The organism is Arthrobacter sp. NPDC058097, assembly GCF_042884885.1.
In the GTDB taxonomy this organism is placed as follows: Bacteria; Actinomycetota; Actinomycetes; order Actinomycetales; family Micrococcaceae; genus Arthrobacter.
This window is the reverse complement of the sequence record NZ_JBHVSZ010000008.1, coordinates 115,921-141,900: the sequence shown is the minus strand read 5'-3', so window position 1 is coordinate 141,900 and position 25,980 is coordinate 115,921. Positions and strand designations below refer to the sequence as shown.

The following is a 25,980-nucleotide window of genomic DNA, read 5'->3' as shown; positions in this document are numbered from 1 at the left end:
CGTTGACTTCTCCCATAGGCTGCCAGACTGTTCCAAGGACGTGGTGTGACCGGCACCCATCACGTGCGCTGATTTCATGCTGTTCGTTACGCTGTCTGTCCGCTCGCTTAGCATCGGCGGATGACATCGCATTCATCTTCATCGCGCGTTTATGCCAAGCTCGCCAATTCAGCTCGGGTTCAGCTGCAACGGATCTCGATTTCCACTTCGCCCGTTTTTGTCCAGCAGGAGGTCACCTTCGGGCAGCTCACGGCTGTGGCGGGTTGCCACGGGGCTGGTAAGAGCTACCTTTTGAAAGTTGTAGAAGAGTCCTTGCCTTCATACGGTGATGGCTCTCTGCCGCTGCCGCCAGGTCGACGGCCGTGGAGTGCCGACCGGCCAGCAGAGGACGGTGCGGTAATCGGGGAACATGTCGTGTTCATGGGGAACGGCTGGGAACCCCGCCGGGCCCTCGTGGACCTGAGCGTGCCACAACCTCACAGCTTCAGATACGAGGAAGCAGCCGAGGAGCTTAGCATCACGCAATTGCTGAGCGCCCACAGGGCGTTCGGTGAATACTCGATGTGGATGCAGGAGTCGTTCAACCCGAAAGTCCTCTACCGGTTTGCCGATGAGCTTGTCTGCGACAGGGACACGCTTGAAAGCATCAACAGGATTTTGGGGCGTGAATACGCATCAGTGCACTTGAAGTCATTCCAGCATGAGGATTTCTCTGCACCGTGGATTTCGGCAACGATGGCTGATGGGACTGTGCGAACGGCATTTGAGATGAGTTCTGGGGAGCTGTGGGTTCTGTTTTGCGTATGGGAACTCCAACGATCGAACCCTACTGACGTTGTCCTCATAGACGAGCCAGAGAGTTATTTGTCGCCGCGCGGGCACAGCGCATTTATCGACGAAATAGCGCGCCAAACCCTCAGTCGCGGCTTCCAGACCATAGTTGCCACTCACTCCGAGGCAATGATTCGCCGTGTTCCTTCCAGTTTGCTTCGCTTCGCAGCGCAGTCCCGGGAGGGGACAACTATTAGGTCCGGGGTAGGCCACGATGACGTCATGGCTGCGCTCGGCTATGAGGAAGCAGTTCGCTTCGTTGCACTGGTTGAAGACTCACTTGCTAGGGACATTCTTCAACGGATATTCACTGAATTTGCCAAGGAACACGGCAGATCGTGGGACATTGTTCCTTGCGGGGGAGTAAACGAAGCAGTCCGGGCGACAGGCCTCCTTGGCGCATCGACGAGGCTCACGCCGTTGCTAGTTTTGGATGGCGACCAGCGGTCATCCGGTCGTCCGGCCCTCTATCTGCCCGGACAATTGCCTGAGCACAGTATCCTGTCAGCTAACCCGGAAGTGGCTGCTGATCGGCTCGGTGTACCGGTTGATAAATTCGAAACTGCCGTCGCGCTCACAGCCGGTGTCAGCCATCAACAAGTATTCTTTGAAATTGCGAGATACTTGGCCCTTCCAGAAAGCCTGGTCCGGCATGCTCTGATCGCCACGTGGCTGATGGAGCCGGAGATCCGTGAGCAGGCCCAAGAACTTGTTAGAGCGGCGGAAGCAATCGTGACGAGTGCAACCCCAGCACCATAGGCATTTGCACGCCTGACGGCGTTCGGTACTGGCGATTACCTGGCTGCCTGACATTGGCCGAATACCCAGCACTCCAGACGGAACGCCCACCCAACTGACTCGCAGTTGTTGTCGTTATGGGCCCTCAAAACGACAACAACTGCGAGTCACTTGGGAGACCCCGCTGGTTGAGCCGGTCGAAACCCAAGCCAGCCACCCGCCGTCGTTGACTTCCCCGAACCGCACTGCCAGCCTTTCCACATGATCCGGGCGAAGTCATTGCTGCGGCGTGAGGGAACGAACGACAGCGTCACGCATCTCGAGCTGTTCTTCGACCTCGTCTTCGTGTTCGCGGTGTCCCAGCTGTCGCACCATCTGCTGGAGCACCCCACTTGGACGGGCGCCGCCGAAACCCTGGTGCTGCTTGTCGCCGTGTACCTCGTCTGGACGTACACGATGTGGGTGGCAACCCTGCTGGACACCGCCAAGCTCGAGCTGCACTGGCTGCTGCTGCTGATCATGCTCGTGTCGCTGTTCATGAACGCCTCGATCGATGCCGCCTTCGGGGACTTCGGCTGGCTTTTCGTCGAAGGGTATCTGCTGATCCAGGTCGGCAGGGGCGCATGGATGCTCACCACCGGCCTGGACGGAACCCTGCAGAGCCACTTCGTCCGGACGCTCGGCTGGCAGTGCGTCAGCGCGCCGCTGTGGATTGCCGGGGTGTTCTTCGATCCGGAGCTCAAGCTGGTTTTCTGGGGCGCCGGGGCGCTGCTGGACCTCACTGGACACCTGCTGGCACACCGCGTGCCGGGTGTGAGGACCGAAGGAAAGCATGTGCCGCTGGCAGGGGAGCGGATCTTCGAACGGTTCGGACTGTTCTACCTGATCGCGCTCGGCGAGGGGATCCTGACCACCGGCACCGCCATCGCCGCCAACCTTGAGGATCCGCTGATTCTGCTGACCGGCACGGTCGCCCTGGCCGGCAGCGTGGCCATCTGGTGGTGCTATTTCTACCGGCTGGAGAAGGAGACCCTGGACAGGCTGGCTTCCGAGGCCGACCATTTCCGCCCGGGCGTCGTGGCCGGCAACACGCTCATGGTGCTGCTGGCCGCACTGATCCTGGTGGCGGTGGGAGACGAGCTGGTCATCAGCCACCCGCTCGAGCATCCGGACGTGGCCACCGTCCTGTTCCTGTATGGCGGCCCGGCGCTCTTCCTCGCCGGGCAGGCCGTGTTCATCCAGCGCGTGCTGGGCCGGGTGGCAGGGTCCCGGCTGGTGGGCGTCGGCGCCCTGGTGCTCCTGGCCGGAGTTAGCTTCCTGGTACCCGCCTTCGTAGCCGCCATTGGCGCGGCCCTTCCGCTGATAGGTGTTGCGGTGACGGACGCGCTGGTCCGCCGGCAGTCCCAATGACGGGCCCCGCGGCAGGAGGGCCCGGCTGCACCGTGACATGCACGCCCCGGCGTCCGCGTGGTACGCGCCAAGTACCGGCTGAGCTACACGGTGTCCTGAGTCGCCAAGTGCGTTCAGCCCGCGGTGTTGGCCAGGGCGGCGGCGAGGTCCGGCAGCGACGCCACGGTGTAGTCCGGCGTGGCGAAGTACCCCGGATAGGGCGCCCCCGAGCGGTTGATCCACGCGGTCCCGAGCCCGGCCCGCGCCGCGCCATGAATGTCCCAGGGGTGGACCGCCACCAGGAGCAGATGTTCCGGATCCGTGCCGCACGCCGTGGCGACATGGTCGTAAGCTGCTCGGGCGGGCTTCCACGCCGGGGTGTCCTCGACTGACAGCAGGCGGTCGAAGCTGTCCCGGATTCCGGCCGCGGTGAACAGCTTCTCCGCGACACCGGTGGACCCGTTGGTCAGCGTCACCAGCCGGAACCCGGCAGCCTTCAGGGCCGAGACTCCTTCCGGCACATCCGGATGAAGTCCCAGGCCGGCCATGCCCTGCATGATGTGGTCAGTGGCGGCGTCGGTATCCATATTCAGGTCCAGACCGGCGAGCAGCCCGCGCAGCGCTTCGGCGCCGATTTCAGCGAAGGCCACATTGTCACCGGCCGCCGTGAGCGCGAAGCCGTCGCGCAGCAGGGTGGCAAACCACAGCTTGGCGAGCGGCGCGGGCGCGCCGGTTTCCGCGAACCGGTCTGCCATCGGGGACATGTCGGAGAGGGTTTCGTTGACGTCGAAGACGACGACGGAGGGTTGGCTAGGCACGGAGCGGCTCCTTCTGCGGCGGCTGGGTCACGCCCAGTCTTGCGCAGCCCGCGCCCCGACGGTAGGGCTCATGAACGGTGAAGTACGACTTGATGGGGAAGTACGACGGCGGCACTCGCCTCCGCACGGACCTCCAGCTCATCGACTGCTCCGCAACTGCCCTTCCGGGCCCGCAAAACGGCAGTTACGGAGCAACCGATGGAAGAAACTAGCTCGCCACGGCGTAAGCCTTCGGCAGCTTCAGGCCGCGCTCGTCCATGAGGGTGCGCAGGCGGGTGGGGTAGTCGGTGATGATGCCGTCCACGCCGAGGTCCATCAGGCGCGCCATGTCGGCGGTGGTGTTCACGGTCCACGGGATGACCGGCAGGCCGAACTCGTGGGCCTCGGCGATCATCTTCGGGGTGACCGACGCGAAGGCGGGGGAGATGACGTCGTAGCCGAGTGCCTTGGCGGCCTTGGCGAGGGAGCCGTCGTAGTCGTCGATGTCGATGCCGCCGAGCTCGGGCGCGGCGCCGGGCTTGCCCACCTGCAGCCAGGCGTCGCCGCTGGACAGCGCTACGAGCGGCAGTTGCGGGGCGATCTTCCTGGTGTAGTTCAGCGTGGACCAGTCGAACGACTGCACGGTGGTGCGCCCGGACATCCCGGCCTTGTAGATCTCGGTGACCACGGCCTTGGTGAGCGCCACGGAGCCCTCGCCCCCGGCCTGGCCGTCCTCCACCTTGGTCTCCACGTTGAAGCGGACCTTCTTGGCGCCGTACTCGTTGGCCAAGGCGAACACGTCTTTGAGCTCGGCGATCCGGTTGCCCTGGATCACCTGCTGCTCCGGGTAGCCGGCCAGCTGCTTGTAGCCGCAGTTGAGGGTCTTGATCTGGGCGAGGGAAAGGTCCGCCACCCGGTCGCCCGCGTAGGGGAACTCCGGGTCATTCGGCGTCACCGGAGCGGTGTCCACGCACTTGTTGGCCTGCATCGTGTCGTCGTGCCAGACGACGACCTTGCCGTCCTCGGTCAGATGCGTGTCCAGCTCGAGCGTGCTCACGCCCAGCTTCAGGGAGTTCGCGAACGCGGCCAGGGATTCCTCGGTCCACTCGCCGCGGCCGCCGCGGTGCGACTGCAGGTCAAAGGAGCCGTTGCGCTCGTTCGTCGTGATGGCGGAAGGGGCGGTGGAGTTCGACGACGGCGTGCCGGCAGCGGTGAAAAGTGCGACGGCGGCCGCTGCGGTCAGGGCTTTGCGCATGGTTTTGGGTCCTCCCGGTTGACGGTGGCCGGCGCTGAGCCGCCGACCCGTCCACCCTAGGGAAGCCAGGTGGCCTGCCGTCTGCGGGGAGGTGGAGCTGAGGTTAACGGCATTGTGGGAACCATGGCGGGTTGCGGGCAGACGCGGTTCCATCAGAATGGAGAAAGAAAGCAGGAGGTCAACCATGGCTGTTCTTGTTGCCTATGCCAGTGCGCAGGGTTCCACCCGGGAAATAGCCCAGCATGTAGCCGAACGCATGTCCGCTGCGCTGGGCGAGGTCGAGTGCCGGTCCGTGGAGCAGATCGATTCAGTCTCGGGATACGGGGCCGTGGTGGTGGGCAGTGCCATCCACAATCAGGCGTGGCTGTCCCCGGCCGTGGAGTTCCTGGCACAGCACGGTCCCGAGCTGGCCGAACGACCCGTCTGGGCCTTCAGCGTCGGGATGTCCGACGGCCTGCCAAAGCTGTTCCGCGGGCGCGGTGCGGAACTGCAGAAGCAGCGACTGGAACAAACGCAGTTCCATGACGTTCCGCTCCGCGGCCACGCTGTCTTCTCCGGGGTCTACGAGGCAAGCCAGTTGTCGGCTCCGCTTGGAGCGCTGTTCCGCCTCACCGGCGGCCGGTTCGGGGATCTGCGCGACTGGGCGGCCATCGACGCCTGGGCCGATCAGATCGCAGCTGAACTGGCAAAGCCTGCTCCGCCCCAGTCTTGAGGGCGTGCCCTATTTCCCGACGCCGGCCTACGCCAGCCAGGCTGTGACGAAGCCGCCCCGGGACTGGTCCTGGTTTCGCTGCCGCTCAGGCTCCGGCACCTCCGGTCCCGCCTCAGTCGGCGCGGCAAGCGACAGCACCCGGCCGTAGGTCGAACACAGCTCCTCGACGGCATGGCTGCTGCAGCGCCAGCCGGCCGACTCGAGCAGTTCCACCAGGTTCGGCGGATCGGCCCGCGCCAGCAGTTCGCTCATGGGCAGGCCCGTCTGCTCGCTGAATTCGCGCAGCTTGGCCTCGATGTCGTCGGTCTTGGGCAGCGCCACGGCCCGCTCAATCACGGCGCGGGAACCCGGCGCCGACAACGCCGCAACTTCACCCAGCACCGCGTGCTGGGAGCCGGCATCGAGGTAGGGCAGCAGGCCTTCGAGGATCCACGTGGTGGGCTGCGCAGGGTCAAACCCGGCAGCGAGGAGCGGCTCCCGCCACGGCAGGGACAGGTCCGCGGGCAGGGAAACCAGTTCGCACCCGGGCTCCGCCGAGAGCCGGCTCAGCACGTGGGCCTTGAACTCCAGGACATTCGCGGAATCGATTTCGATTACCCGGGCACCCTTCGGCCAGGCCAGCCGGAACGCCCGGGTGTCGAGTCCCGCGCCGAGGACCACCGTCTGCATTGTCGGCGGGTCGGACTGCAGGAAATCGTCGATGAACCGCGTCCGCATGCCGATGTAGATGGAGGCGAGCAGGAGCGGCTGCTGCAGCGGAGGAGCCTCGGCAGGTTCGGCGGGCCACACCGTCGGCAGGTCCAGGTGGGAGCGGGCCGCCACCACCAAAGCCGAAGCGAAGGGGTCCGCCACGAGCGGGTTGGCCCGTGAGGTTTCGACGGCGCGGCCAGCGGCCACGGCAAGTGCCGTCAGCGGAAGCCCCTGATCCTCAAGATCAGTGCTGCCTGTCGGTTCAGTCATGCCTGGCCCTCCCGTCGTCGTGGATCACTCTTGGCGAGCCTACCCCCGGCGGCCCCCGATCCGCAGGCCCGTCACACCTGCGAGGCGCTGTCCCACCAGCCTTCCCAAGGTGCGGACGTGAGGTGGCCCTGGGGAAAACCGCTGCTCGGCCCCGTCTCCCCAAATGCGGAGTGCCCATCATTGCGCGCGGAGCTGAAAAACAGGTTCAAGGTATTCCAAAGCATGGCTAATTCCTTTCAATTGACCTGCGGATTTCAGGTAGGAATTAGCGTAGCCACGCCATGTTTCAGGGCGTCGATGCCACGTTTCAGCTTTGTATCCGTCTGCTCACACAGCAATTCCTGACAGGCGCACAGGGCAGTGCAGCGCGCCAGAATCCGGCAAGCTAAGGAGTATCTGCCTCCGGGGACCGGCGGTGCCTGTGGTGCGTGGAATAGTGTTCGAACACTTCGGATGACGTCGCCCCGGCATGCCCGAACCGGCCGCGGAGAACTTTGGCGAGGTCCTCCAGCGCTGCCTCGAGCATCCGCCCGGCAAACTGTAGATCCGGGTGATCGCTGCCCCTGGCTGCGGAGGCGAGTTCCTGTGCGTACGTGACGGTGGCCGGCAGGGAGCCCCGCTGCTCGACCTCCTGGAAGTAGTACGTTTCGTGGAAGGCGAGCAAATCGATGCTGACGGCAGCGACGCTGCCGGCCAGCGATTCGAGCAGCCCGGCGGCATGGCTTGGATCCATCGAGAAGGGATCGCCGGGAGTTGCCGCTTCCCTGAACAGGTTCAGTTGATGGGCAAGGGCACGGCGGCGGTTCAGGGCCGGGTACATCTGAAGGATCCAGGAGACCGTGGCCGTCAGCAAACCGAAACCTGTGACGGCCTGGGCGGCCGAGACGAGTCTCAGCAGAGGGTAGCCGGCCACGACTTCCCCGAACCCGACCGTGGAAAGAGTGACCATGGAGACGTAAACCGCTTCGAGGAAATCCGCTTCCCGGGGAACCCTGTCACCGTAGATGAAGCCCTCCGGCAGATGCGGGAGGTAGAGCAGCGCCCAGCCCAGGATGGCCATGGCGGCCCAGGCGAAGATGACAGCAGCCATGGCCACAGGGGCGGCGATGGAGGACGCCCCTCCTTTGGATATCCGGGAGAGGCGCCAGCATCCGTGCATGATCGTCCTGCACACCGGACCGGAACCGTGCGGGTAAAGCAGCGTGTGGAAGACATCGACGAGCATCAGCAGAATCAGCCCGGCTCCCGCCACCGTCCATACGACGTCCCAGAAGTCCATGCCTCATCTTAGGATCCGGCCGCCGGGAGGCCCGACGCCGGCCCGGCGCAGTGCCCGGAACGACCATCTCGTTCCTCAGCCGACGGCGGCCGGTACCAGCCACCGCGGACTCAGTCCCGCGTCATCTCCTCCAGCAGTTCCAGCACGTGCCGGTAGTCCCTGCCCGTTGCACGCGTCATGCCCAGTTCGCAGGTGCGGTTGCACGAGGCGTGCGCCGACGCGCCCATCTCCGCAACCTCCCTGCCTTGCTTCGCGGTGGCGGAGGCGGTGAGCTCGGGATGCAGCATGCCGCGGTCGCCGGCGAAGGCGCAGCAGCCCCAGTTGTCCGGAACGTCTACGCGGTCGGCCACCGCCTGGGCAACGGCGTTCAGCGAACTGTTGATGCCCATCCGGGTGGACGAGCAGGTGGGGTGCAGCGCCAGGGAATCGAGCTTCTGGTGGTCCGGCAGCTTGGGCAGGATGTGCTGGGCGGCGAAGTCCACGGCATCGACGATCCGCAGCTCACGCTGGCCGGGCATCGGCTCGTCGGATTCCACCGCCTGGCGCAGCCCCTCCGTGCACGAGGAGGCGTCGCAGATGATCGGGAGTTCCCCGTCGCGGGTGGCCTGTCGCAGTGCTGCCAGGGTTTTCCCGCGCATGGTTGCCTGGCCCGCGGCCATGCCTTTGGAGGACCAGGGGGTTCCGCAGCATAGCCCGTCGATGCCGTCCGGCACGAGGAGCGTCATCCCCGCCCGCTGGCAGAGCTGTTCAAAGCTGTACTGGACGCCGAGGCCCGCGTCCCCGCCGTCACCAGAAGCTGCGCCGCCGGCAACCGAGGAATCAGACCCGGCAGGCCCGAACATCGTCCCCACGCACGCCGGGAAGTAGACAGCGTCCGGCGCGCCATCCGGCGTCGGGCGTTTCCGGGTAAAACCGCCGCCCGGGAGTTCCGGCGAGTACAGCGGCACGGTGTCCGTCCCGAGGACTGCACGGGCTGCCTTGTTGGGCGGGACCACTGCCGCGGCCGGAAGCTTGTTGACCACGGTGAGCGCGAGCGCGGCCCCGCGGGTCACGCCGCCCCAGTGCTTGGCCGCGGCGTTCCAGACACCGTTTTCCACCGTCCCGGCCTCGGCCCGGCGGATCCGTTTCACCAGCAGGCCGGTGTTGATGTCCACGGGACAGGCCGTCTGGCACATGCCGTCCACCGCGCAGGTCTGCACCGATTCGTAGTCGTAGTCCTTCTCGAGCTCCCTGGCCAGCCGCTCGTCTCCGGCCAGCCGCGCCGCCTCGATGGCACGCAGCGTGACAATGCGCTGGCGGGGCGTCAGGGTCAGATCCTTGCTGGGGCACACCGGTTCGCAGTAGCCGCAGGAGACGCAGCGGTCCACCTCCTCGGCCACCGGCGGTGCTGTCTTGATGTGGCGGAGGTGTGCCTGCGGGTCGTCGTCCATCAGCGCGCCGGGATTGAGCATCCCCGACGGGTCGAACAGCTGCTTGATCCGGCGCATCACCCCATACAGCTCGTCGCCGTACTGCCGCCGCACATACGGGGCCATGACCCGGCCCGTGCCGTGTTCGGCCTTGAGCGAGCCGCCTTCACCCAGGACCAGGTCCACCATGTCCTCGGTGAACGAGCTGTAGCGGTCCAGCTCCTGCGGCGTGGTGAAGCCGTCCGTGAGCATGAAGTGGACGTTGCCGTCTTTCGCGTGGCCGAAGATGACACTGTTCGCATAGCTGTACTTGTCGAACAGCCCCACCAGTTCGCGGCAGGTGCGGCCCAGCACGGGGACCGGCACCACGATGTCCTCCAGCAGGGCGGTGGTGCCCTGCGGGCGGGCTCCGGCCACGGACGCGTAGAGGCCCTTGCGCAGGTGCCACAGCTGGGCGCGGGCAGAGGCATCGCCGGTGAACTGCGCTGGGGCGGCCAGGCCCAGGCCGGTGAGCATGCGCTCGCCGCGCTGCTGCAGCGCAGCCAGCTCCTCGGCCTGTTCGGCCGAGTATTCCACCAGCAGAGCCGCGTGGTCCCGGACAGCAAGGTCCTGTACGACGGCGGGAGTCCCCTTGAGCGTCTGGCCCACCTTGAGTGACAGGGCATCCATGAGCTCCACCGTGGCGGCTCCGGATTCCACCAATGCCGGCAGGGCTTCGTTGGCTGCCTGCAGGTCGGGGAACACCAGCAGCCCGGTGGCCGCATGGGTCAGGCGCGGGATGGTCCGGAAGACCGCCTCGGCCACGAAGCCCAGCGTCCCCTCGCTGCCGACAATCAGGTGGGCCATCATCTCCGCGGGGGAGTCGTAGTCCAGCAAGGAGTTCAGGCCGTAGCCCATGGTGTTCTTCATCGAGAACTGCTGCCGGATCCTCCTGACCGAATCACTATTGCCGCGCACCCGCCGGGCCAGGTCCGCCAGGCCCGCGTGCAGCTCCGGTTCCAGGGTACGGAGTTTCTGGTCCGCGTCCGGCGCACCCGTATCGATCACGGTGCCGGAGGGCAGCACCACGGTGATGGACTCGAGCGTGCGGTAGGCATTGTCCGCCGTGCCGCAGTTCATGCCGGACGAGTTGTTGGCCACCACACCGCCCACTGTGCAGGCGGATTCGCTGGCGGGATCAGGCCCGAACTTCCGTCCGTAGGGCGCCAGCCGCGCATTCAGGGCGCGCACCGTGACGCCGGGCTGGACGCGGACCCGCGCGCCGCCGTCGAGCACCTCAACGTCCCGGAAGTTGCGGCGCACGTCCACCAGGACGCCGTCGGACACGGCCTGCCCGCTGAGGCTGGTGCCGCCGGAGCGGAAGGTCAGCGGAACGCCCTGGGCGGCGCTGGCCCGGAGCAGGCGGCCCACCTCGTCCGCGTTCCCTGCCGTCACCACGGCCTGCGGGATGAGCAGGAAATGGGAAGCGTCGTGGGCATTGGCGTGGAGGTCGATCGGCCGGGTTTTCACCTGGGCGGGATCGGCCACGGCTTCGCGGAGCCCGGCAAGTTGCAGTGTTGTCATCAGGGAACCATCCAGCCGAGTACGGGGGTGGACTGCAGGAGGATCAGGACGGTGATGAGGGCCAGCAGGCCAACGCTCCATCCGATCAGTTTACGGAACAGTGTCCCTTCGGAGCCGTCCAGTCCGACGGCGGCGGAGGCCACCGCGAGGTTCTGCAGTGAGAGCATCTTGCCCATGACGCCGGCGGAGGAGTTGGAGGCCGCCATCAGGACAGGGGAGAGGCCGGTCTGCTGGGCCGCGGTGGCCTGCATCTGGCCGAACAGGGAGTTGGAGGAGGTGTCGGAACCCGTCAGCGCCACGCCGATCCAGCCGATCAGCGGGGAGAGCACGGCGAAGAAGCCGCCGGCGGATGCCAGTGCGAATCCCAGCGTGGTGGTCTGCCCGGACAGGTTCATCACGAAGGACAGGGCCAGCACGGACGTGACGGTGACGATGGTCCAGCGGAGCTGCACCAGCGTCTCGCGGTAGATCCGCCAGCCCTGGCCGGCCGTGATCCGGTACAGCGCCATGGTGATGAGGCCGGAGAAGAGCAGCAGCGTGCCGGTGGCCTTGAGGTGGTCGAGCTTGAATTTGGTGGCGGCCACGGGCTTGCCGGCGGAATCGGTGATGTCGAGGCCCGGCCAGTGGAACGTCACGGTGCCCACCTGGTTCAGCCAGGACTTGACCGCCGGGATCTGGGCGATGGAGAACACGGTGATGATGATCAGGTACGGGGCAATGGCCATCCAGATGTGGCGCGGTTCGGGCCGGGTGTTGTCGGTCGGCGCGGTGCTGCCGTCACTCGCGGTGCCGACGGCGGCTGGACCGGAAGCGGCGGCGGCAGCGGAAGTGCGGGAGACCGCCGTCGTGCTTGTCCGGTCAGCTAGGGCGCCTTGGCGGACATTCGCTGGAACTGCTTCCTCAGCGCCGGACTCCGCGCCGCCGGCCATGCCGATGGTTTCTTTCGGCTTCCAGAACCTCAGCATCACCAGGACCGCGGCCACGGTGACGACGGCGGCCACCACGTCCGTCAGCTCGACGGCGAAGTAGTTGGAGGTGACGAACTGGGATGCCGCGAAGGCGGTGCCGGCCACCAGGGCCACCGGCCACGCCTGCTTCACGCCGCGGCGCCCGTCCACGATGAACACGAGCAGCAGCGGCACGATCAGCGCGATGAACGGGGTCTGCCGCCCGGCCATCGCGGAGAGGTCGTGCAGGGGCAGGCCGGTGACGCCGTTGAGCGCGACGATGGGGGCGGCCATGGCGCCGAAGGCCACCGGCGCGGTGTTGGCCAGCAGCGACACGACCGCTGATTTCAGCGGTTTCATGCCGGCCGCCATGAGCATGGCCGCGGAGATCGCCACCGGCGCACCGAAGCCGGCCAGGGATTCCAGCAGGGCGCCGAAGCAGAAGGCGATCAGGATCGAGAGGATGCGCAGGTCGTCCGAGATGGAGCGTATGGTCCGGCCCAGGGCCTCGAACCACGGGGTGGCGACGGTCAGTTTGTAGATCCACAGGGCGTTGGCCAGGATCCAGAGAATCGGGAAGAGGCCGTAGAAGATGCCGGCCGCGGTGGCGCTCAGCGCCTGGCCGAGCGGCATCTGCCAGCCGATCAACGCCAGAAGCAGTGACACCAGCAGGCTGGCGAGGGCCGCTTTGGGTGCCTTGACCCGGAAGACGCCCAGAAGAACAAAGAGCAGGACGAGCGGAAGCGCGGCGCAAAGGGCCGAGAGCAAGAGCGACCCGCCGATGGGGTCGAGGATCTGCTGAAACATGAGATCTCCAGGTGTGTGAGGCGTCACAGCTTCGTGGCGCACTTCGATTGTCTAACAAGTACACAAGTCGGTCAAGATCACTTTGATGGCTTGTCTGGCAAAATGAAGACAGCCACCCGAAGTGCGACGTGGAGAAGCGGAGAGCCGTGAGCCGAGTTTCAGCTGTATCGATCGTGGAAGCGATCGCTTCGGACATCCGCGCCCGCGTCTTTTCAGGTGAGCTCCCGGCGCTGCATGCACTGACCGAGACCGAAGTCGCCTCCTCCTACGACGTTGCGCGGCCCACCGCCAAGGCGGCCATCGAGAAGCTGGTGGCCGAGGGCCTGTTGGTCCGGGGCGTGCACAAGACCGCCCGCGTGGCCGACCTGGGTCCGGAGTCCGTGCGGGACATCTACCTTGCGCGGGCCTACCTCGAGAGTGAAGTACTCCGGCGGCTGGCATCCGGACGGACCGTGCCGGAAGAAGCGGTGCGGGCCAACAATGACATCGCTGCCCTGAAGTCCGGCGCGCCCCTTGATGTGGTGGAGCCGGACATGCGGTTCCACACGAGCCTGGTGGACGCCCTGGGCAACGAGCGCATCAGCAAGATGTACCTGTCGCTGGTGGGGGAGGTGCGCCTCTGCATGTCCCGGGTCCAGTCGCTGCACCTGCTGGACACCAATCTCATCCAGGCGGAGCACCAGCGGCTCCTCGAACTGATCGGGGAGGGCAAGGGCGACGACGCCGCGCAGCTCCTGGACGAACACCTGGGCCGGGCGCGGGAACGGCTGGTGGCCGCCATGGGTGGCGAAGCCGGTCCGGAGGCGGACCTGGCGTCACAACTCACGGACTGAGCTGGCGGACTGGGCGGCGCCCTGCCGTCAGGATCTTTCGACGGCGGGACCGGTGGCGTGAGCCGCCCACCGCCCCGGCCCCCATGAACTAAGCAATGCGAGGCCGGCGGCCACCGCGGCGCTCAGCACCACGGCGCCGAGCCAGAGCGAGACCGGCCAGCGGATCGCATCCGTCACGGCGAACGCGACCAGCTGTCCGGTCCAAAGCAGCGCCGCGATGCCGACCGTCAACGCGGGCAGCCGCCTCCCCAGCCAGGCGTCCGGCACTCGGGTCAGCAGCACATCAACAACGACGGCGGCGATCGTCGCCCCCGCGGCTCCCGCAATCGAGTAGGGATGCAGGCCCACCATGACCACGGGCAGCCAGGCCGCCGCCGCTACGAGCAGGGTGACGATCCCGCGGGCCGGGCGCCGGGCAGCGGAGAGAGTGAAGAGGAACGGCGCGATGATCAGCGCGGTGGTCAGCAGGTAGCTCGCCAGGGTGACGACCACCGGCAGCTCCGACTGGATGCGGCCGGGCGTGCCCACCGGCGCCGGAACGAAGACCGCCGTCGGCCCCGGGCGGACGAAGGCGGAGCAGTAGACCAGGAAGAACGCACCCAGCCCGGTCATGAGCACGACGGCGAACAGCGCCGCCGGGGTCAGGCCGGGGTTCCGGGCGTGCTTCAATTCGCCTGGCTTGCCCGCCGCGCGGGCGCTCCGGACCCCGGTGCCCAGGATGAGGAAGAGGCTGAAGCCGAGCAGCAGGTGGGTGGGGCTGACCAGCGCATCCAGCGAGACCTCGATGCCCAGGATCTCGTGCCACAGCAGGTCCAGCCCACCGGCCACGGCGAACAGGACCACGCCCGCCGCGGTTCCGCGGTAGCCGGGCGGGGCCGCCTGCAGCACCGGCTGCCCCGGCGCGCGGTTCCGCCAGATCACGACGGCGGTCCATGCCGCCGTCGCCAGCATGCCCGAGTAGAGGGCCGCGTGCCACGGCGTGAAGAACGTCTCCAGGCTCGGCAGGTTGATGTGCGCCCACCCGTCGAGGAACACGGCCAGCACCAGCCACAGGCCCAGGAGTTCCGTGACCAGGTCGCGGCGTGCGTCAGTGCTGGTGTTGCGCGCAGTTTCGAGCATCGTTGCCCACCTCCACAGGATCTATCCTGTCACCGCACCGGAACCGGCGTTACGAAGCTGCCGAACCCGTCGACCCTGCCGACCCCGCCGTACCTGCCGAACCGGGCGCGGCCAGCATCGCCACCGTGATCCCGCTGGCGATGCTGCCGGCCGTCAGTGTGAGCACCTCCGGCGGGCCGCCCGGCACATCGCTGTACCACTGGTCCGACGTGCCGCTGGTGCCGCCGAGGAACTTGACCGTGTACTTGCCCGGCGGCAGTCCGGTCAGTTCGTAGTTACCCTCCACCCGGACGCGGGTTTCGCGGACCAGTGCATGGTGTGCGTCGTACGCCTGCACCCCGATCAGGCTGTACGGCGTGCCGGACGGCGCGAAGATGCCTCCGATGATGGATGCCGGACCCCGGCCGGGGCTCAGGCCGGGCGGCGGGACATAGACGGGCTTGTCGCGGCAGTAGTTGTACTCGGTTTCGTCGAGCTGCGTCATGAGCGCGCGGTACTCGGCAGGGTCCACGGAGAGGTTCCACCGGGCTTTCACCCAGACCCATTCCGCGGCGTAGCCGCACCGGTAGCCCTCGATGGTGGGCCACCAGCGGGCCGGGTCCGAGGACCCCCGCTCCGCGTTCGTGCTCGCGGTCAGGACCCTCAGCGAGGTGCTGTTGGACAGATCGTTGGCGAAGTCGCGGCGCTGCTTGGCTGTCCACGCCCACGCCCCGGAGTACCAGGCCTCCTCCAGCGGAACCATGTGCCCAACGTCCACCTCATCCGGGTCCACAAGGACGTTCGCGTCCCAGGCGGATACCCACTGCGGATAGAGCACGGTGCAGGGCGAGGCGAGGGTATGCTCGCTGGCGCCGTTGATGATGACCCTTTCGCGGGTGGTGCATCCGTCGGGCCAGACTATCGGGTACTCGAAGGCGGACTCATCGAAGTCGGGACCTCGCGGCGCCTCCCGGACCAGGGTGTTTAGCAGCGCCTTGCCGATCGTCTCACCTTCGAAGGGGTACCGGTTCGGCGAGACCGCGCTCTGACTGCTGGCACCGGCCGGGAACTGTGCGGCCGGATTGGAAGCCCCGCTGCCGCAGAGGGCCAGAAGACTGGCCGCTACCAATGTTGTGCGGTGCTTCACAGCTCGCTTCATCGCAGTGCCCTGCCCTCTGAACGTCATGGTGGTGCCCGGATCCTACTCCGCCACAGCCAGCCGCAATAGCACTTAATTATGGATCCATGGCTCGGGTTCCAGGGAGCTGGCGGGGCCGCCAGTCAGAGCCATCCGCGGACTTTCCAGCGGACCGTTGTCAGCGCACGGAAGTGGGCCTACGCTGTGCGCACGGCCCCATTCGGGGACGTTCCAGGACCTGCCGGCGAGGGTGCCAGGCGCGCCCGCGGGTGCCCGTCCTGGACATCGCGGAACAGGAAAAGGCCATGACCAAGTATTTGTTTGAAGCCAATTACGTGGGCGAGGGGATCAAGGGGCTCATGCGCGAAGGGGGCACGGCGCGCCGAGCAGCGCTGACCGACGCCCTCAATTCCGTGGGCGGCTCGCTCGAGAGTTTCTACTACGCCTTCGGGGACACCGACGTCCTGGGCGTCTTCGATGTCCCCGACCCCGCCGGCGCCGCGGCCCTATCGCTGATGATCAATTCGACCGGCAACGTGAACGTTCGGCTGAAGCCGCTCCTTACGCCGGAGGACATCGACGAGGCCGCGAAGAAGACGCCGTCCTACCGGGCCCCGGGTCAGTAGACAGGGCCGAAGCCGGCCCGCCTTAATTTCGTGGAATGCCCGACGGCGGGACCCGGCGGCGCGGGCCAGTCCCGGGGCGGCGCCCTTAGGCGCAGCCAAACACCCGCCAGTCCGACGGCAGCGCCGGGATGCCCACCACGATTCATGGAATGCCAAAAGGCAGGGCGGCTGAGCCGCCCTGCCTTTGGTGCGTACGGGTTCCTTCCTGCGCCCGGCTTTCGGGCTACCTGTTGCGATGGAGTGCAGGGTTTGTGGTCCCGTCCGCTTGCCGGATGCGAATCCGGCAACCTGCCAATCGGTGGTCTCCGACAGGCAGCAACCTGTGTGTGGTTTGCCTGGAGGGGATCACATGATGCCGGTGGGTACCAGCAGGGCCCAGGCCAGGGCCGGTGCCGCCAGGACCACGCCGCCGGCGTACATCATGAGCTGCTTGTACACGCGCTGGCGGTCGTTGTCGCGGGCGTTGGCGACGACGAGGGCGCCGTCCGTGGAGAAGGGGGAGACGTCCACCACCGTGGCCGCGATGGCGAGTGCTGCGACGGTTCCGGAGGCGCTGAGGGAGCTGGTGGCCAGCAGCGGACCGGCCATCGGGATGAACGCGGTGAGCAGTGCGGTGGAGGAGGCGAAGGCGGATCCGACGCCGATGACGTAGCAGAGGACCAGGGCGATCAGGAGCGGGGCGCCCAGTGCCAGGGCCTGCTCGGCGAGGGTGTCAATGACGCCGACGTGCTGGAGCAGGGATACGTAGGTGATCATGCCTGCCACCAGCAGGACGGTGGACCAGGAAACGCCGCCAATGAAGGTCTTGTGTTCCTTGATGTTCACGAGAGCCAGGATGAGGCCGGCGGAGAGGGCGACGAAGCCGATGGGCATGTGGAAGCCCAGGGTGCAGACGAGGATCACACCGATCAGTGCCAGCGTGAAGATCTGCTGGCCGCGCGGACGTCCAGCGCGGGGAGTTTCCAGGCCGGCGTACTCGTTGGCGTGCTGGTCGCGCAGCTTGCCGAGGAGGGCGAACAGCACGATGGTCAGGGCCGAGAGGATGAGGTTGAGTGCAAAGCTGGCCGTAAACAGCGCGCCCTGGTCGATGGGGAAGCCGTTTTTCACTGAGATGTCGTGCACCAGCACGCCGGCGACGGACAGCGGGGAGAACCCGCCGGCGTGGGCGCCGTTGATGACGAAGGCGCCCATGAGGACCGGGTGGATGCGTGACTCGTAGGCAAGTCCCAGGGCTGCCGGGGCGAGCAGTGCGACGGCGGCGGGGGAGAAGGTGCCCAGCGCGGTCAGGCCGGCGGCCATGAGGAAGAAGACCCAGGGCAGGAGCATTGTTTTGCCGCGAACCAGGCGCACGCAGGTCTGGACGATGATGTCGATTGACCCGTTGCGTTGGGCCATGCTGAAGAAGTACGTGACTCCGATAATCGTCAGGACGATGCTGGCCGGGAACTCCTCAAGGATCTGCTTGTCGCTCATTCCCAGCATGAAGTAGCCGACGCCGAAGGAGGCAACCAGCCCCATCACGCCGATGTTCAGCGGCCATTTGGTGGCGACGACGAACATCACGACGAGGATGACGAGCGGGATGATCTGGGTGGCTGTCATGGTCGGCTCCGATTCCGAGGCGGCCGCGGGGCTGAACAAAACACCCCCGAACAGGAGGGCGGCCAGACCCAGAATAGCGGTGGCGACTACCGTCATCAGCAGGATACGGCGGCGACGGTTGGGCCGCTGGGAGCGGTCCTCGAAGGTGTCGCTCTCCAGGAGTGCTGGTTGTTCTTCAGTCTTAGTCATGATGCTGTCTCCTCGTTGAGTGGCGCTGGTCAGTTGGTGGCGCTGGCGTAGGAGGCGTCGACGGCGCTGCCGAGGGCCTCGGGGAGGTGGATGGTGGTGGTGGCGATGGTGCGGGCGGTCCGGTCGACGCCGACCAGCAGCGATCCGTCCCGTTCCTCGCTCCAGGTTTCGATCACGCCGGCCGGTGTCCGCAGCCGCAGGGTGGGGCGGACGGTGCTGCCGGTGATGTGGTTGAGCACGGTGCCCGGGGTGCGGGCGGCGAGGGTCAGGGCGATGCTGCCGGTGATGGCGAGCGCCGGGTGGGGCTTGCCCATTGAAAGCATCATGACGCTGACGTCGCTTTCCGAGTCTGCCTGGGCCGGTGAGGCGGCGATCGCCACCTTGGGGACGGCGCGGGCTGCCTCGGCGGTGGTGGCTGCGAGCCCCATCCGCACTGCGGCCTGGCGGCGGATGTGCTCCAGCGTCTCCAGCTGCAGCTCTACTCCGGCGGACCAGCTGTCGTAGCGCTCCGGGTCAAGGCCGAGGTCCTCGGCCCGGAGAATGACCACCGGCGCTCCGGCGTCCACCATGGAGACGGTCCAGCGGGTTCCGCCGGCCGTGATGGTGTCCGAGGCTGAACCTGTGGGAAGCAGCTGGCCGGTGGTTTTGCCGGCGGGGTCCTGGAAGCCGAGCCCCACCCGGTACCCGGGGAACGGGACGCCGGGCATCTGGGCCTGCGGCACGATCGGCAGTGCGCCGGACGGCGTGGACACGCGCTGGATGATGAGCTGGCCGGTGTTGGTGTTGCGGGTGACGATCCGGGTGACGTCGCCAGTGGGCACCACCCAGCCCTTTTCGATGGCGTACAGGCCGACCACTGCGGAGCAGTTGCCGCAATTGCTGCCCCAATCCACGGCCGCCTCTTCGATGCCCACCTGGGCGAAGGTGAACTCGACATCAACATCATCGTCTGCGGGGCGGTGAAGGATCATCGCTTTGCTGGTGGTGGAGGACGCCCCGCCAACGCCATCGATCTGCCGGTGGTCCGGGCTGCCGAACAGCCGGGGAAGCAGCACATCCGGGCTGGTTCCGGTTTCGTTCAGCTGTCCGGTTTCGAAGACCCAGCACTTGCTGGTGCCTCCGCGCATCCATTCCGCTTCGATCTTCATGATCCCGTTCCTTGCTTCTCTACCGCCCCGAGATGTTCGGTGCCTTGATTCGAGATTGACCCAGATCACACTTGAAGACAATGTTGGATTTCTGCGGGTATATGTAGCATTTCTTCATTCATTGAGATTCAGCGGCTAGTGACCCAGTGGTAACGCGCTTAGGTGTCCGGACTGAGCCGCCAGATCCGGTGAATCATGGGCTGGGTGCATAGAATGAACCATCGGAGGAGAAGGGTGAAGAAGTGGTTAACGATGAAGCCCAAGATTTATTCGATATCCGGCGGCTGGCCCTGCTGGTGGAGGTCGTCGAGCAGGGATCGATCACAGCTGCGGCCGAGCTGATGCTGTACACGCCCTCGGCGGTCTCCCAGCAGCTGCGGAAACTCGAGCAGGAGGTGGGGCAGCCTCTCCTCAACCGCCGTTCCCGCGGTGTAGTCCCCACAGAGGCTGGCCAGGTGCTCGCCGGCCACGCCCGCAAGATCGTCGGGCAGATGCGGGCCGCCCAGTCCGACCTGGATCAAATCGCCGGCCTCAAACGCGGTTCCCTGACGGTGGGGACGTTCCCGACTCTCGCGGGGTCATTCATGCCGGTTGTCATCCGGGCCTTCAAGAAGAGGTATCCCGCCATTGGGCTCTCGCTGCGAAGCGCGCGCTTCGAGGAGCTCGTTGCGGACCTGCAGTCGGGGGTCACCGGGCTGTGCCTGCTCTGGGACTACCCCTGGAACCGCTTTCAGGACGATTCCATCCGGATCACGGAGGTCTTCCAGGAAAGCACCGTCCTGCTGGTGTCCCGCGGGCACCCGCTCGCCGACCGCGAAGAGATCCGCATGGAGGAGCTGCGGAAGGAATCGTGGATCGTGCGGGCCGAGGCCCACCCCGTGGTGGAGGTGCTGCAGCGCTCCGCCCATGAGGCCGGGTTCGAACCAACCATCGGCTTCCTGGCCAACGATTACCAGGAGGCCCAGGCGATGGTCAGCGTCGGAATGGGCGTCGCCATGGTGCCCAAGACCGCTGTGGCGCTGCAGCACCCGGACGTCAGGGTCATCAGCCTCGGCTCCGCCGCGCCTTTGCGGCGGGTACTGCTGGCCCAGCGCCAGGACAAGGTCTACGCCCCGGCGGAGGTTGCCTTCCACTCCACCCTGCTGGAGATTGCCCGCGAGCATGCCGGCGACTATCTGTAGTGACGGCGGGTTGTAGGGGCCTGGCGAGGGTGGAGTTTTTGTCCAGATAATGGCCGCAAACGGGCCTCCAACCCGCGACATCTGGACAAAAACTCCACCCTCCGGGGGTAGGGGAGGTTGCCGGTCATTAGTCGGCCAGCAGCCCCATGAGGACGACGCTGATCGTCCGTTCCAGGGACGAGGCGAAGCCGGCGGGCAGAAATATCAGGGACGGGTCCGCGGAATACGCGTCCTGGACGGCCTGGGGCGGGTGGGCGTGGGTCCAGAGGGCACCGGCGAACACCGTGATGGTTCTCGTTGCTTCTGCTGCACCCTCCTCGCTGAGCTCAGGGAGCACCTGGCGGAGTGCCGCGGTGAACCCGGCCAGGCTTTCGTAGCCGTTCCGCTTGTACTTTGCGACCGTCTCGGCGGACACGTTGTGCTCGAGGACGCCTGCCTGGACGCTGAGCAGTTCGCACAGCAGCGGGCGCGCCGCCATCTCGGTCGCCAGTGCCGCGGCGACGCTGCCGGCCCGGGCCCGGACCGAAGCCTCCGCTTCGACGACGCCGGGCAGCTCTTTCCCGATTTGGGTGAAGAACTCGTCAGCGAGCTGGATGAGCAGGTCGAGGAGCACCGCCTCGCGGGAATCGAAATAGCGCAGCACGTTCGACTTCGCCAGCCCGACGCGGCGGCTGAGCTCGTTCAGGCTGACCGCGGAGACTGGCATCTCGGCCAGCATCGACGCCGCCGTCTGCAGGATGGCTTCCCGCCGTTCCTCCCGCTGGTCCTCGCTTCTTGCGCGCTGGAAAGTACTCATGCGTCCATTTTACAGACCGCAGGTCTCTTGACTAAAGACTGGCGGTCTCTTAGATTAGAGACCATCGGTTCTTTACTTGAAGGACCCGGAGTGAGAGAAATGGAAACCCGACATGGACAAGAAGGTTGCACTGGTCACGGGCGGCTCCTCGGGTATCGGCGAGGTCGCCGCCCGCCAGCTCAAGGACGCCGGCTTCACGGTGTACGCCGCGGCGCGGCGGACTGACCGGATGGCCGCTCTCGAGCAGGCCGGCATTCGGACGCTCGCCCTCGACGTCACGGACGCGGAGTCGACGCGCGCCGCCGTCGAGCGCATCATCGCGGACGAGGGGCGCGTTGATGTCCTCGTGAACAACGCCGGCTACGGCTCCTACGGTTCCCTGGAAGAAGTTCCCCTCGCCGAGGCGCAGGCCCAGCTCGACGTGAATGTGCTCGGCCTGGCGCGGCTTGCGCAGCTGGTGCTGCCTCACATGCGGACCCAAGGCAGCGGCAGGATCATCAACATCAGCTCGATGGGCGGCCGCTTCGCGACTCCGCTGGGCTCCTGGTACCACGCCAGCAAGTACGCGGTCGAGGGCCTCAGTGACGCGATGCGCCTCGAGGTCGGGCAGTTCGGCATCGACGTCGTCCTCATCGAACCGGGTGGGATCCGCACCGAGTGGGGTGCGATTGCCGCGGACAAACTGCGCGCCACGTCCGGACAGGGCGCCTACCGTACGCAGGCGGAGGCCATGATCAAGACGCTCTCCGCGAGCTCCGAGCCTGGCTACCGGCTCGTTTCACCGCCCGAGGTCGTCGGCCGCGCCATCACGAAGGCGGCCACGGCCCGCAAGCCGCGCACCCGCTACAGCGTCGGCATCGGGGCGACCCCGATGATCTGGCTCAGCAGGGTCCTGCCCGACCGGACCTTCGATTCCGTCATCAAGCGTTTCGCCGGGGTGCCAGCCTGACAAGGCAGGCGCCAACACCGGCCGCGCTCACAGTTTCAGCTGCTGAGGATCTGCTCGCGGAGGATGTCAGCGTGGCCGCAGTGCTGTGCGAGTTCGCGCAGCATGTGCAGGTACACCCAGCGCAGCGGGAGCGGGCCGCGCCGGTTGCCGTGGAGCAGGTCGTCGAGGTGCAGGGAAGCCGCAGCGCGCCGCGACGCCTCGCAGGCCTCGCGGTGGGCGGCCTGGATGCTGGCAATCGTGTCCTGGTCCTCGAGGATGAATGACTCGTCAGGGGTTGCCGGTATGCCGATGTCGGCGCGGGAACGGCAGGTGATGGCTTCGTCGAACCAGACTTTCTCGACGAAGGTCGCGTGTCTGACCAGGCCCAGCAGCGTTGTGCGGGACGGTACCAAAGACCGGCGTGCCTGTTCCTCCGTCAGCCCGTCAAGGCAGGCGTTGAGTCTGCTGCGGTGCTCATCGAGGAACGCATCGAACTGGATCCGCACCGGCTGGTTGATGACGTCCTCGGCGAATGTGGCGGGAAGGGAAGGCATGCACGCAGTATTCCAAGCGCAGGACGCCGAAGCAACGGCGAAGGCCGCCCCGAAAAGGGACGGCCGTCGTCATTTGTTTTGCTAACGGTGGGTTCGCGCTATGGGGTGGCGGTTCCCCTCGTCCGGTCCATGGCATCCCTGCCGAGCCAGAGGCCCAGACCGACCATGGCGAGGCCAAGGATCAGGTGCAGCCAGTTGTCGGCAGTGTTGAACGGGACGAAGTTGGCGCTCCCGTCCATGTCGATGACCAGGCCATAGATCCACAGAACGATGTAGACGATGCCGCCGCCAAGCAGGAACCAGCGGGCCGTCGAGGCTGTCCGGGCCATTGCAATGCCGGCCGCGCCGAACAGCATATGGACGATATTGTGCAGCACGGACACCTGGAAGACTCCAAGCAGCATTGCCCCGGAGTCATATCCGGCAAAGCTCATGGCGCCGTAGTTGGTGGTGATTCCCGGGATGAACCCGAGGATCCCGACCAGGAGGAAAACCACACCAAGACCCAATGCGGTGTTGTGAAGGGACAACCCCAAAGCGTGGTGGTGTGCGGGGTGTGAAGCGGTTGTCATTAGTCTCCCTTTCACGGTGACTGCCGGTTCTTCAGGTGGAGAACCGGCTCGCGGCAAGGAGTCGCAGGAATCCTGCCGACGCCCATAGCCTACTCCTGAAAACGGCGCGTGTGCAGGGGAAATGCGCTTGTCGGGGCAGCCCGTTCAGGGGTAGATCAAGGGCACTCGCGAAGCCGTTCATTGCCCAGGAAAAGACATGGCAGGCCGGCCGCGCCGGGCAGGCGGTGTGTTGGGCCGGGGGCGGCGGCGGATGACGTATTCGGCCACCGCCAGGTTGATCATCCAGGCTGCGCCCATGAGGCGGGCCCGCGTGGTTACGTCGGGCGCTCCGGTCAGGAGCTCCGGGATGATGAGGATGATGGCCTGGGTCCCGGCCGCAACTCCGATGGCGTAAGCGCGGGTCATCCAGACGCCGTGTTTGGCAAAGTCCCGCCGGACGATGGCAACCACGCCGAGGACCAGGCTCGCCAGCATGGCGCTGCCGAAGACCAGCCGGAGGATGAGCAGGACGAGCCCGTCGCTGGGCGGCAGCTCGTAGAACAGGGCCATCCACAGCCCGGACAGCGCCGTCAGGAAGCCGGCGGGTATGAGAATGCGTCCCGCTGCCCGGTGCCAGCTGCGCCGGCCCCGGCGAAGGGACGGTGTGAACTGGAATGCTCCCAGGAGGGAGTAGGCGGTGACGCTGACGATGTGCGTGAACACCGGGATGGGCGAGCTGAAGAACCTCTCGTTCCTCGGGGTGATGGTGGCGCCGCCGGTCAATTCGGTGAGGCGCGCCGCTCCGGCGAGCACGGGGATGAGGCTGAGGAAGATCAACGCCGCCGGCACCAGCCAGCCGTGCCGGGGCCGTTGCCTGGAGCCCGGCTGGATGTTGCCGGTATGACCCGGAGCCTGAATGTTGGTGCCGGGATCCGTGCCTGCCTGCTGTGCGTTCATGGGAAGCTCCTCGGACCGGCTGGTGTACGGCGTACACCTTATGGAAGGAGAGTAAAGTGTACGCAGTACACCTGTCAATGGCGTAAATTTGAATCGGCGGAAGGGTGGTTCGTGACCGAGCATATTGAAGGGCAGCAGTGGCGCGTGCGGCTGAACCGGGATCGTGTGCTGCAGGCTGCCGTTTCGCTGGCGGATGAGGGCGGCATTGACGAGCTCAGCATGCGCAGGCTCGGGCAGGAGCTGGGCGTGGTGCCGATGGCGCTCTACAAGCATGTGGCCAACAAGGAGGAGCTTCTCGACGGCATGGTCGAGGCGATCGTCGCCGAGATCGATCCGGCGGTGGGCGGCGCCGACTGGAAGAACGCTGTGAGGCTGAGGGTGCTCTCGGCCAGGGCTGTGCTGCAGCGTCATCGGTGGGCCCGGCAGGTGCTGGAATCGAGAACCAACCAGACCCCGACCGTCCTCGGGTACATTGACTCCTTCATCGCCATGTTCCTGGCCGGCGGCTTCTCGGTGGACCTCACCCACCACGTCATGCACGCCATGGGAAGCCGCATCTGGGGCTTCACCCAGGAGCTGTTCGATGACCCTGCCGGCCCGGGCGGGGGAGCACCCGTTGAGATGGCGCCCGAGGCGCAGGCGGCAGTCTTCGAGGAGATGGCGGCACGGTATCCGAACATCCTTCAGGTGGCCGCCGCGGCGAGCCATGATGAAGGCTCCGTGGTGGGCCGTGGCTGCGACGATCAGTTTGAGTTCGAATTTGCGCTCGACCTGCTCCTGGACGGCTTCGAGCGGCTCCACCGGCAGGGATGGACGTCGCGGCAGGCCAAAAAGCATCACCGGAACGGGAGCTGAGGCCGGCGGTCACTCCGGCGTAGGTTCGGTTCCGCCCTCCGCCAGGCCCATGAACATGGTCCGGTGCAGGATGTCCACGTGCTTCCGGGAGATGTCGACGGCGGTGTCCCCGTCTCCGGCGCGCAGCGCCGCCACCAGCGCCACATGGTCGCCGTTGGATTTGTGCAGCAGTTCGATGGGGTAGGGGATGAAGTAGGCATAGAGCTCGGCCAGCGTCTCGTGGTAAACCCCGACGGCGGTCCCTAGGCAGGACGCTGTGCCCACCAGCTGGTGGAACTGCTCGTCGGCCTGGTGGTAGGCGGACCAGTCGGTTGACTCGGCCATGTCCCGGGTCAGCCGCGCGAGCTCATCGAGCTGTTCGGGCGTGGCGTTGACGGCCGCGTAGTGGGTCACGGCGCATTCGAAGAGCAGCCGCCGGTCCACTAGCTTGTTCACGGCCTGGGATTCGGCGGGCGACGCGGTCAGCTCGGCCAGCACGTCCCGCGGCGGCTCGTCCGCCACGAACGTCCCTCCCGCGCGGCCGCGGCGGCGGACCACCACGCCCTGGTCCGCCAGGCTCGCCAGTGCGCGGCGCGCGGTGATCGGGCTGACGGACAGGCCCAGGGCCACGTCCTCCTGGTCGGGCAGGCGCTCGCCGGGTTTCAGGAGCCCCAGCGAAATGGCCATGCCGATGCGCAGCCGCACGGCGTCGATGGCGCTGCGGCGGTCGATGCCGGCCAGGGCGCTGCCACCGATTCGCGAAGTGCCGATGGGGGAGGTGGGGTCCTCCAGCTGACGGGTCATATCCGCTACTTTACGGCCCATCCGGTACCCCTTCCCATTATTGGATCATTCTGA

General features: G+C 66.5%; 23 protein-coding genes. 8 read left to right on the top strand and 15 right to left on the bottom strand.

The window, feature by feature from the left end; translation table 11 throughout:
• The first annotated feature begins 120 nt into the window (after positions 1–120).
• The gene (locus ACFVTE_RS15140; protein WP_387101666.1) at positions 121–1,590 is read left to right on the top strand and encodes an AAA family ATPase; all 1,470 of its coding nucleotides are present in this window, start codon (positions 121–123) and stop codon (positions 1,588–1,590) included.
• Between the two features lie 240 nt (positions 1,591–1,830).
• Positions 1,831–2,979, top strand: a complete 1,149-nt coding sequence (locus ACFVTE_RS15135) for a low temperature requirement protein A (RefSeq protein WP_387101664.1) — start codon at positions 1,831–1,833, stop codon at positions 2,977–2,979.
• A 113-nt stretch (positions 2,980–3,092) separates the two neighbouring features.
• Here ACFVTE_RS15135 and ACFVTE_RS15130 read toward each other — a convergent pair whose 3' ends face one another.
• Complete coding sequence (locus ACFVTE_RS15130; protein ID WP_387101662.1) at positions 3,093–3,776, bottom strand: haloacid dehalogenase type II; 684 nt, start codon at positions 3,774–3,776, stop codon at positions 3,093–3,095.
• Between the two features lie 208 nt (positions 3,777–3,984).
• Positions 3,985–5,010 (bottom strand): glycerophosphodiester phosphodiesterase, encoded by a 1,026-nt coding sequence (locus ACFVTE_RS15125; RefSeq protein WP_387101660.1) that lies wholly within the window; start codon positions 5,008–5,010, stop codon positions 3,985–3,987.
• A 184-nt stretch (positions 5,011–5,194) separates the two neighbouring features.
• On the opposite strand from ACFVTE_RS15125, the gene ACFVTE_RS15120 reads away from it, so the two are divergent.
• Positions 5,195–5,722 (top strand): flavodoxin domain-containing protein, encoded by a 528-nt coding sequence (locus tag ACFVTE_RS15120; RefSeq protein ID WP_387101658.1) that lies wholly within the window; start codon positions 5,195–5,197, stop codon positions 5,720–5,722.
• Between the two features lie 27 nt (positions 5,723–5,749).
• On the opposite strand, the gene ACFVTE_RS15115 is transcribed toward ACFVTE_RS15120, so the two are convergent.
• From ACFVTE_RS15115 to ACFVTE_RS15100, 4 genes are all read right to left on the bottom strand, one after another.
• Positions 5,750–6,682 carry an SAM-dependent methyltransferase gene (locus ACFVTE_RS15115; RefSeq protein ID WP_387101657.1) on the bottom strand — a complete coding sequence of 311 codons (933 nt, stop codon included), beginning with the start codon at positions 6,680–6,682 and terminating at the stop codon, positions 5,750–5,752.
• Between the two features lie 385 nt (positions 6,683–7,067).
• Complete coding sequence (locus ACFVTE_RS15110; protein ID WP_387101656.1) at positions 7,068–7,961, bottom strand: potassium channel family protein; 894 nt, start codon at positions 7,959–7,961, stop codon at positions 7,068–7,070.
• A 110-nt stretch (positions 7,962–8,071) separates the two neighbouring features.
• A complete protein-coding gene (locus ACFVTE_RS15105) occupies positions 8,072–10,933 on the bottom strand; it encodes an FAD-binding and (Fe-S)-binding domain-containing protein (protein WP_387101654.1) in 2,862 nt (953 codons plus the stop codon).
• A complete protein-coding gene (locus ACFVTE_RS15100) occupies positions 10,933–12,687 on the bottom strand; it encodes an L-lactate permease (protein ID WP_387101652.1) in 1,755 nt (584 codons plus the stop codon). Before ACFVTE_RS15100 ends, ACFVTE_RS15105 begins: the two co-directional genes overlap by 1 nt.
• A 146-nt stretch (positions 12,688–12,833) precedes the next feature.
• Here ACFVTE_RS15100 and ACFVTE_RS15095 point away from each other — a divergent pair, with 146 nt between their 5' ends.
• Positions 12,834–13,520 carry a GntR family transcriptional regulator gene (locus ACFVTE_RS15095; protein ID WP_387101650.1) on the top strand — a complete coding sequence of 229 codons (687 nt, stop codon included), beginning with the start codon at positions 12,834–12,836 and terminating at the stop codon, positions 13,518–13,520.
• A 27-nt stretch (positions 13,521–13,547) separates the two neighbouring features.
• Here the strand turns inward: ACFVTE_RS15095 and ACFVTE_RS15090 are convergent, their stop codons facing one another.
• Positions 13,548–14,639: a hypothetical protein gene (locus ACFVTE_RS15090; protein WP_387101648.1), complete on the bottom strand. Its 1,092-nt coding sequence runs from the start codon at positions 14,637–14,639 to the stop codon at positions 13,548–13,550.
• Between the two features lie 49 nt (positions 14,640–14,688).
• Positions 14,689–15,765, bottom strand: a complete 1,077-nt coding sequence (locus ACFVTE_RS15085) for a DUF1524 domain-containing protein (RefSeq protein ID WP_387101646.1) — start codon at positions 15,763–15,765, stop codon at positions 14,689–14,691.
• Positions 15,766–16,061: 296 nt separating this feature from the next.
• Between ACFVTE_RS15085 and ACFVTE_RS15080 the strand changes: the two genes are divergently transcribed.
• A complete protein-coding gene (locus tag ACFVTE_RS15080) occupies positions 16,062–16,382 on the top strand; it encodes a GYD domain-containing protein (RefSeq protein WP_387101644.1) in 321 nt (106 codons plus the stop codon).
• Positions 16,383–16,727: 345 nt separating this feature from the next.
• Here ACFVTE_RS15080 and ACFVTE_RS15075 read toward each other — a convergent pair whose 3' ends face one another.
• Together ACFVTE_RS15075 and ACFVTE_RS15070 are read right to left on the bottom strand one after the other, a co-directional pair.
• Positions 16,728–18,173 carry an SLC13 family permease gene (locus tag ACFVTE_RS15075; RefSeq protein WP_387101643.1) on the bottom strand — a complete coding sequence of 482 codons (1,446 nt, stop codon included), beginning with the start codon at positions 18,171–18,173 and terminating at the stop codon, positions 16,728–16,730.
• Between the two features lie 29 nt (positions 18,174–18,202).
• Positions 18,203–19,321: a PrpF domain-containing protein gene (locus ACFVTE_RS15070; protein WP_387101642.1), complete on the bottom strand. Its 1,119-nt coding sequence runs from the start codon at positions 19,319–19,321 to the stop codon at positions 18,203–18,205.
• A 242-nt stretch (positions 19,322–19,563) separates the two neighbouring features.
• Between ACFVTE_RS15070 and ACFVTE_RS15065 the strand changes: the two genes are divergently transcribed.
• Positions 19,564–20,502, top strand: coding sequence for a LysR substrate-binding domain-containing protein (locus tag ACFVTE_RS15065; RefSeq protein ID WP_387101641.1), 939 nt, complete (start codon positions 19,564–19,566; stop codon positions 20,500–20,502).
• Positions 20,503–20,629: 127 nt separating this feature from the next.
• Here ACFVTE_RS15065 and ACFVTE_RS15060 read toward each other — a convergent pair whose 3' ends face one another.
• Complete coding sequence (locus ACFVTE_RS15060; RefSeq protein WP_387101639.1) at positions 20,630–21,298, bottom strand: TetR family transcriptional regulator; 669 nt, start codon at positions 21,296–21,298, stop codon at positions 20,630–20,632.
• A gap of 112 nt (positions 21,299–21,410) precedes the next feature.
• Between ACFVTE_RS15060 and ACFVTE_RS15055 the strand changes: the two genes are divergently transcribed.
• A complete protein-coding gene (locus ACFVTE_RS15055; protein WP_387101637.1) occupies positions 21,411–22,247 on the top strand; it encodes an oxidoreductase in 837 nt (278 codons plus the stop codon).
• Positions 22,248–22,282: 35 nt separating this feature from the next.
• Here the strand turns inward: ACFVTE_RS15055 and ACFVTE_RS15050 are convergent, their stop codons facing one another.
• The 3 genes from ACFVTE_RS15050 to ACFVTE_RS15040 form a co-directional block, all read right to left on the bottom strand.
• Positions 22,283–22,780: a DinB family protein gene (locus tag ACFVTE_RS15050; RefSeq protein ID WP_387101636.1), complete on the bottom strand. Its 498-nt coding sequence runs from the start codon at positions 22,778–22,780 to the stop codon at positions 22,283–22,285.
• 98 nt (positions 22,781–22,878) lie between these two features.
• A complete protein-coding gene (locus ACFVTE_RS15045) occupies positions 22,879–23,352 on the bottom strand; it encodes a DUF4383 domain-containing protein (RefSeq protein ID WP_387101634.1) in 474 nt (157 codons plus the stop codon).
• A 177-nt stretch (positions 23,353–23,529) separates the two neighbouring features.
• Positions 23,530–24,288 (bottom strand): DUF2306 domain-containing protein, encoded by a 759-nt coding sequence (locus ACFVTE_RS15040; protein ID WP_387101632.1) that lies wholly within the window; start codon positions 24,286–24,288, stop codon positions 23,530–23,532.
• A 111-nt stretch (positions 24,289–24,399) separates the two neighbouring features.
• Here ACFVTE_RS15040 and ACFVTE_RS15035 point away from each other — a divergent pair, with 111 nt between their 5' ends.
• Positions 24,400–25,143 (top strand): TetR/AcrR family transcriptional regulator, encoded by a 744-nt coding sequence (locus ACFVTE_RS15035; protein ID WP_387101631.1) that lies wholly within the window; start codon positions 24,400–24,402, stop codon positions 25,141–25,143.
• A 9-nt stretch (positions 25,144–25,152) separates the two neighbouring features.
• Here the strand turns inward: ACFVTE_RS15035 and ACFVTE_RS15030 are convergent, their stop codons facing one another.
• Positions 25,153–25,926, bottom strand: coding sequence for a FadR/GntR family transcriptional regulator (locus ACFVTE_RS15030; RefSeq protein WP_387101629.1), 774 nt, complete (start codon positions 25,924–25,926; stop codon positions 25,153–25,155).
• Positions 25,927–25,980: the final 54 nt, after the last annotated feature.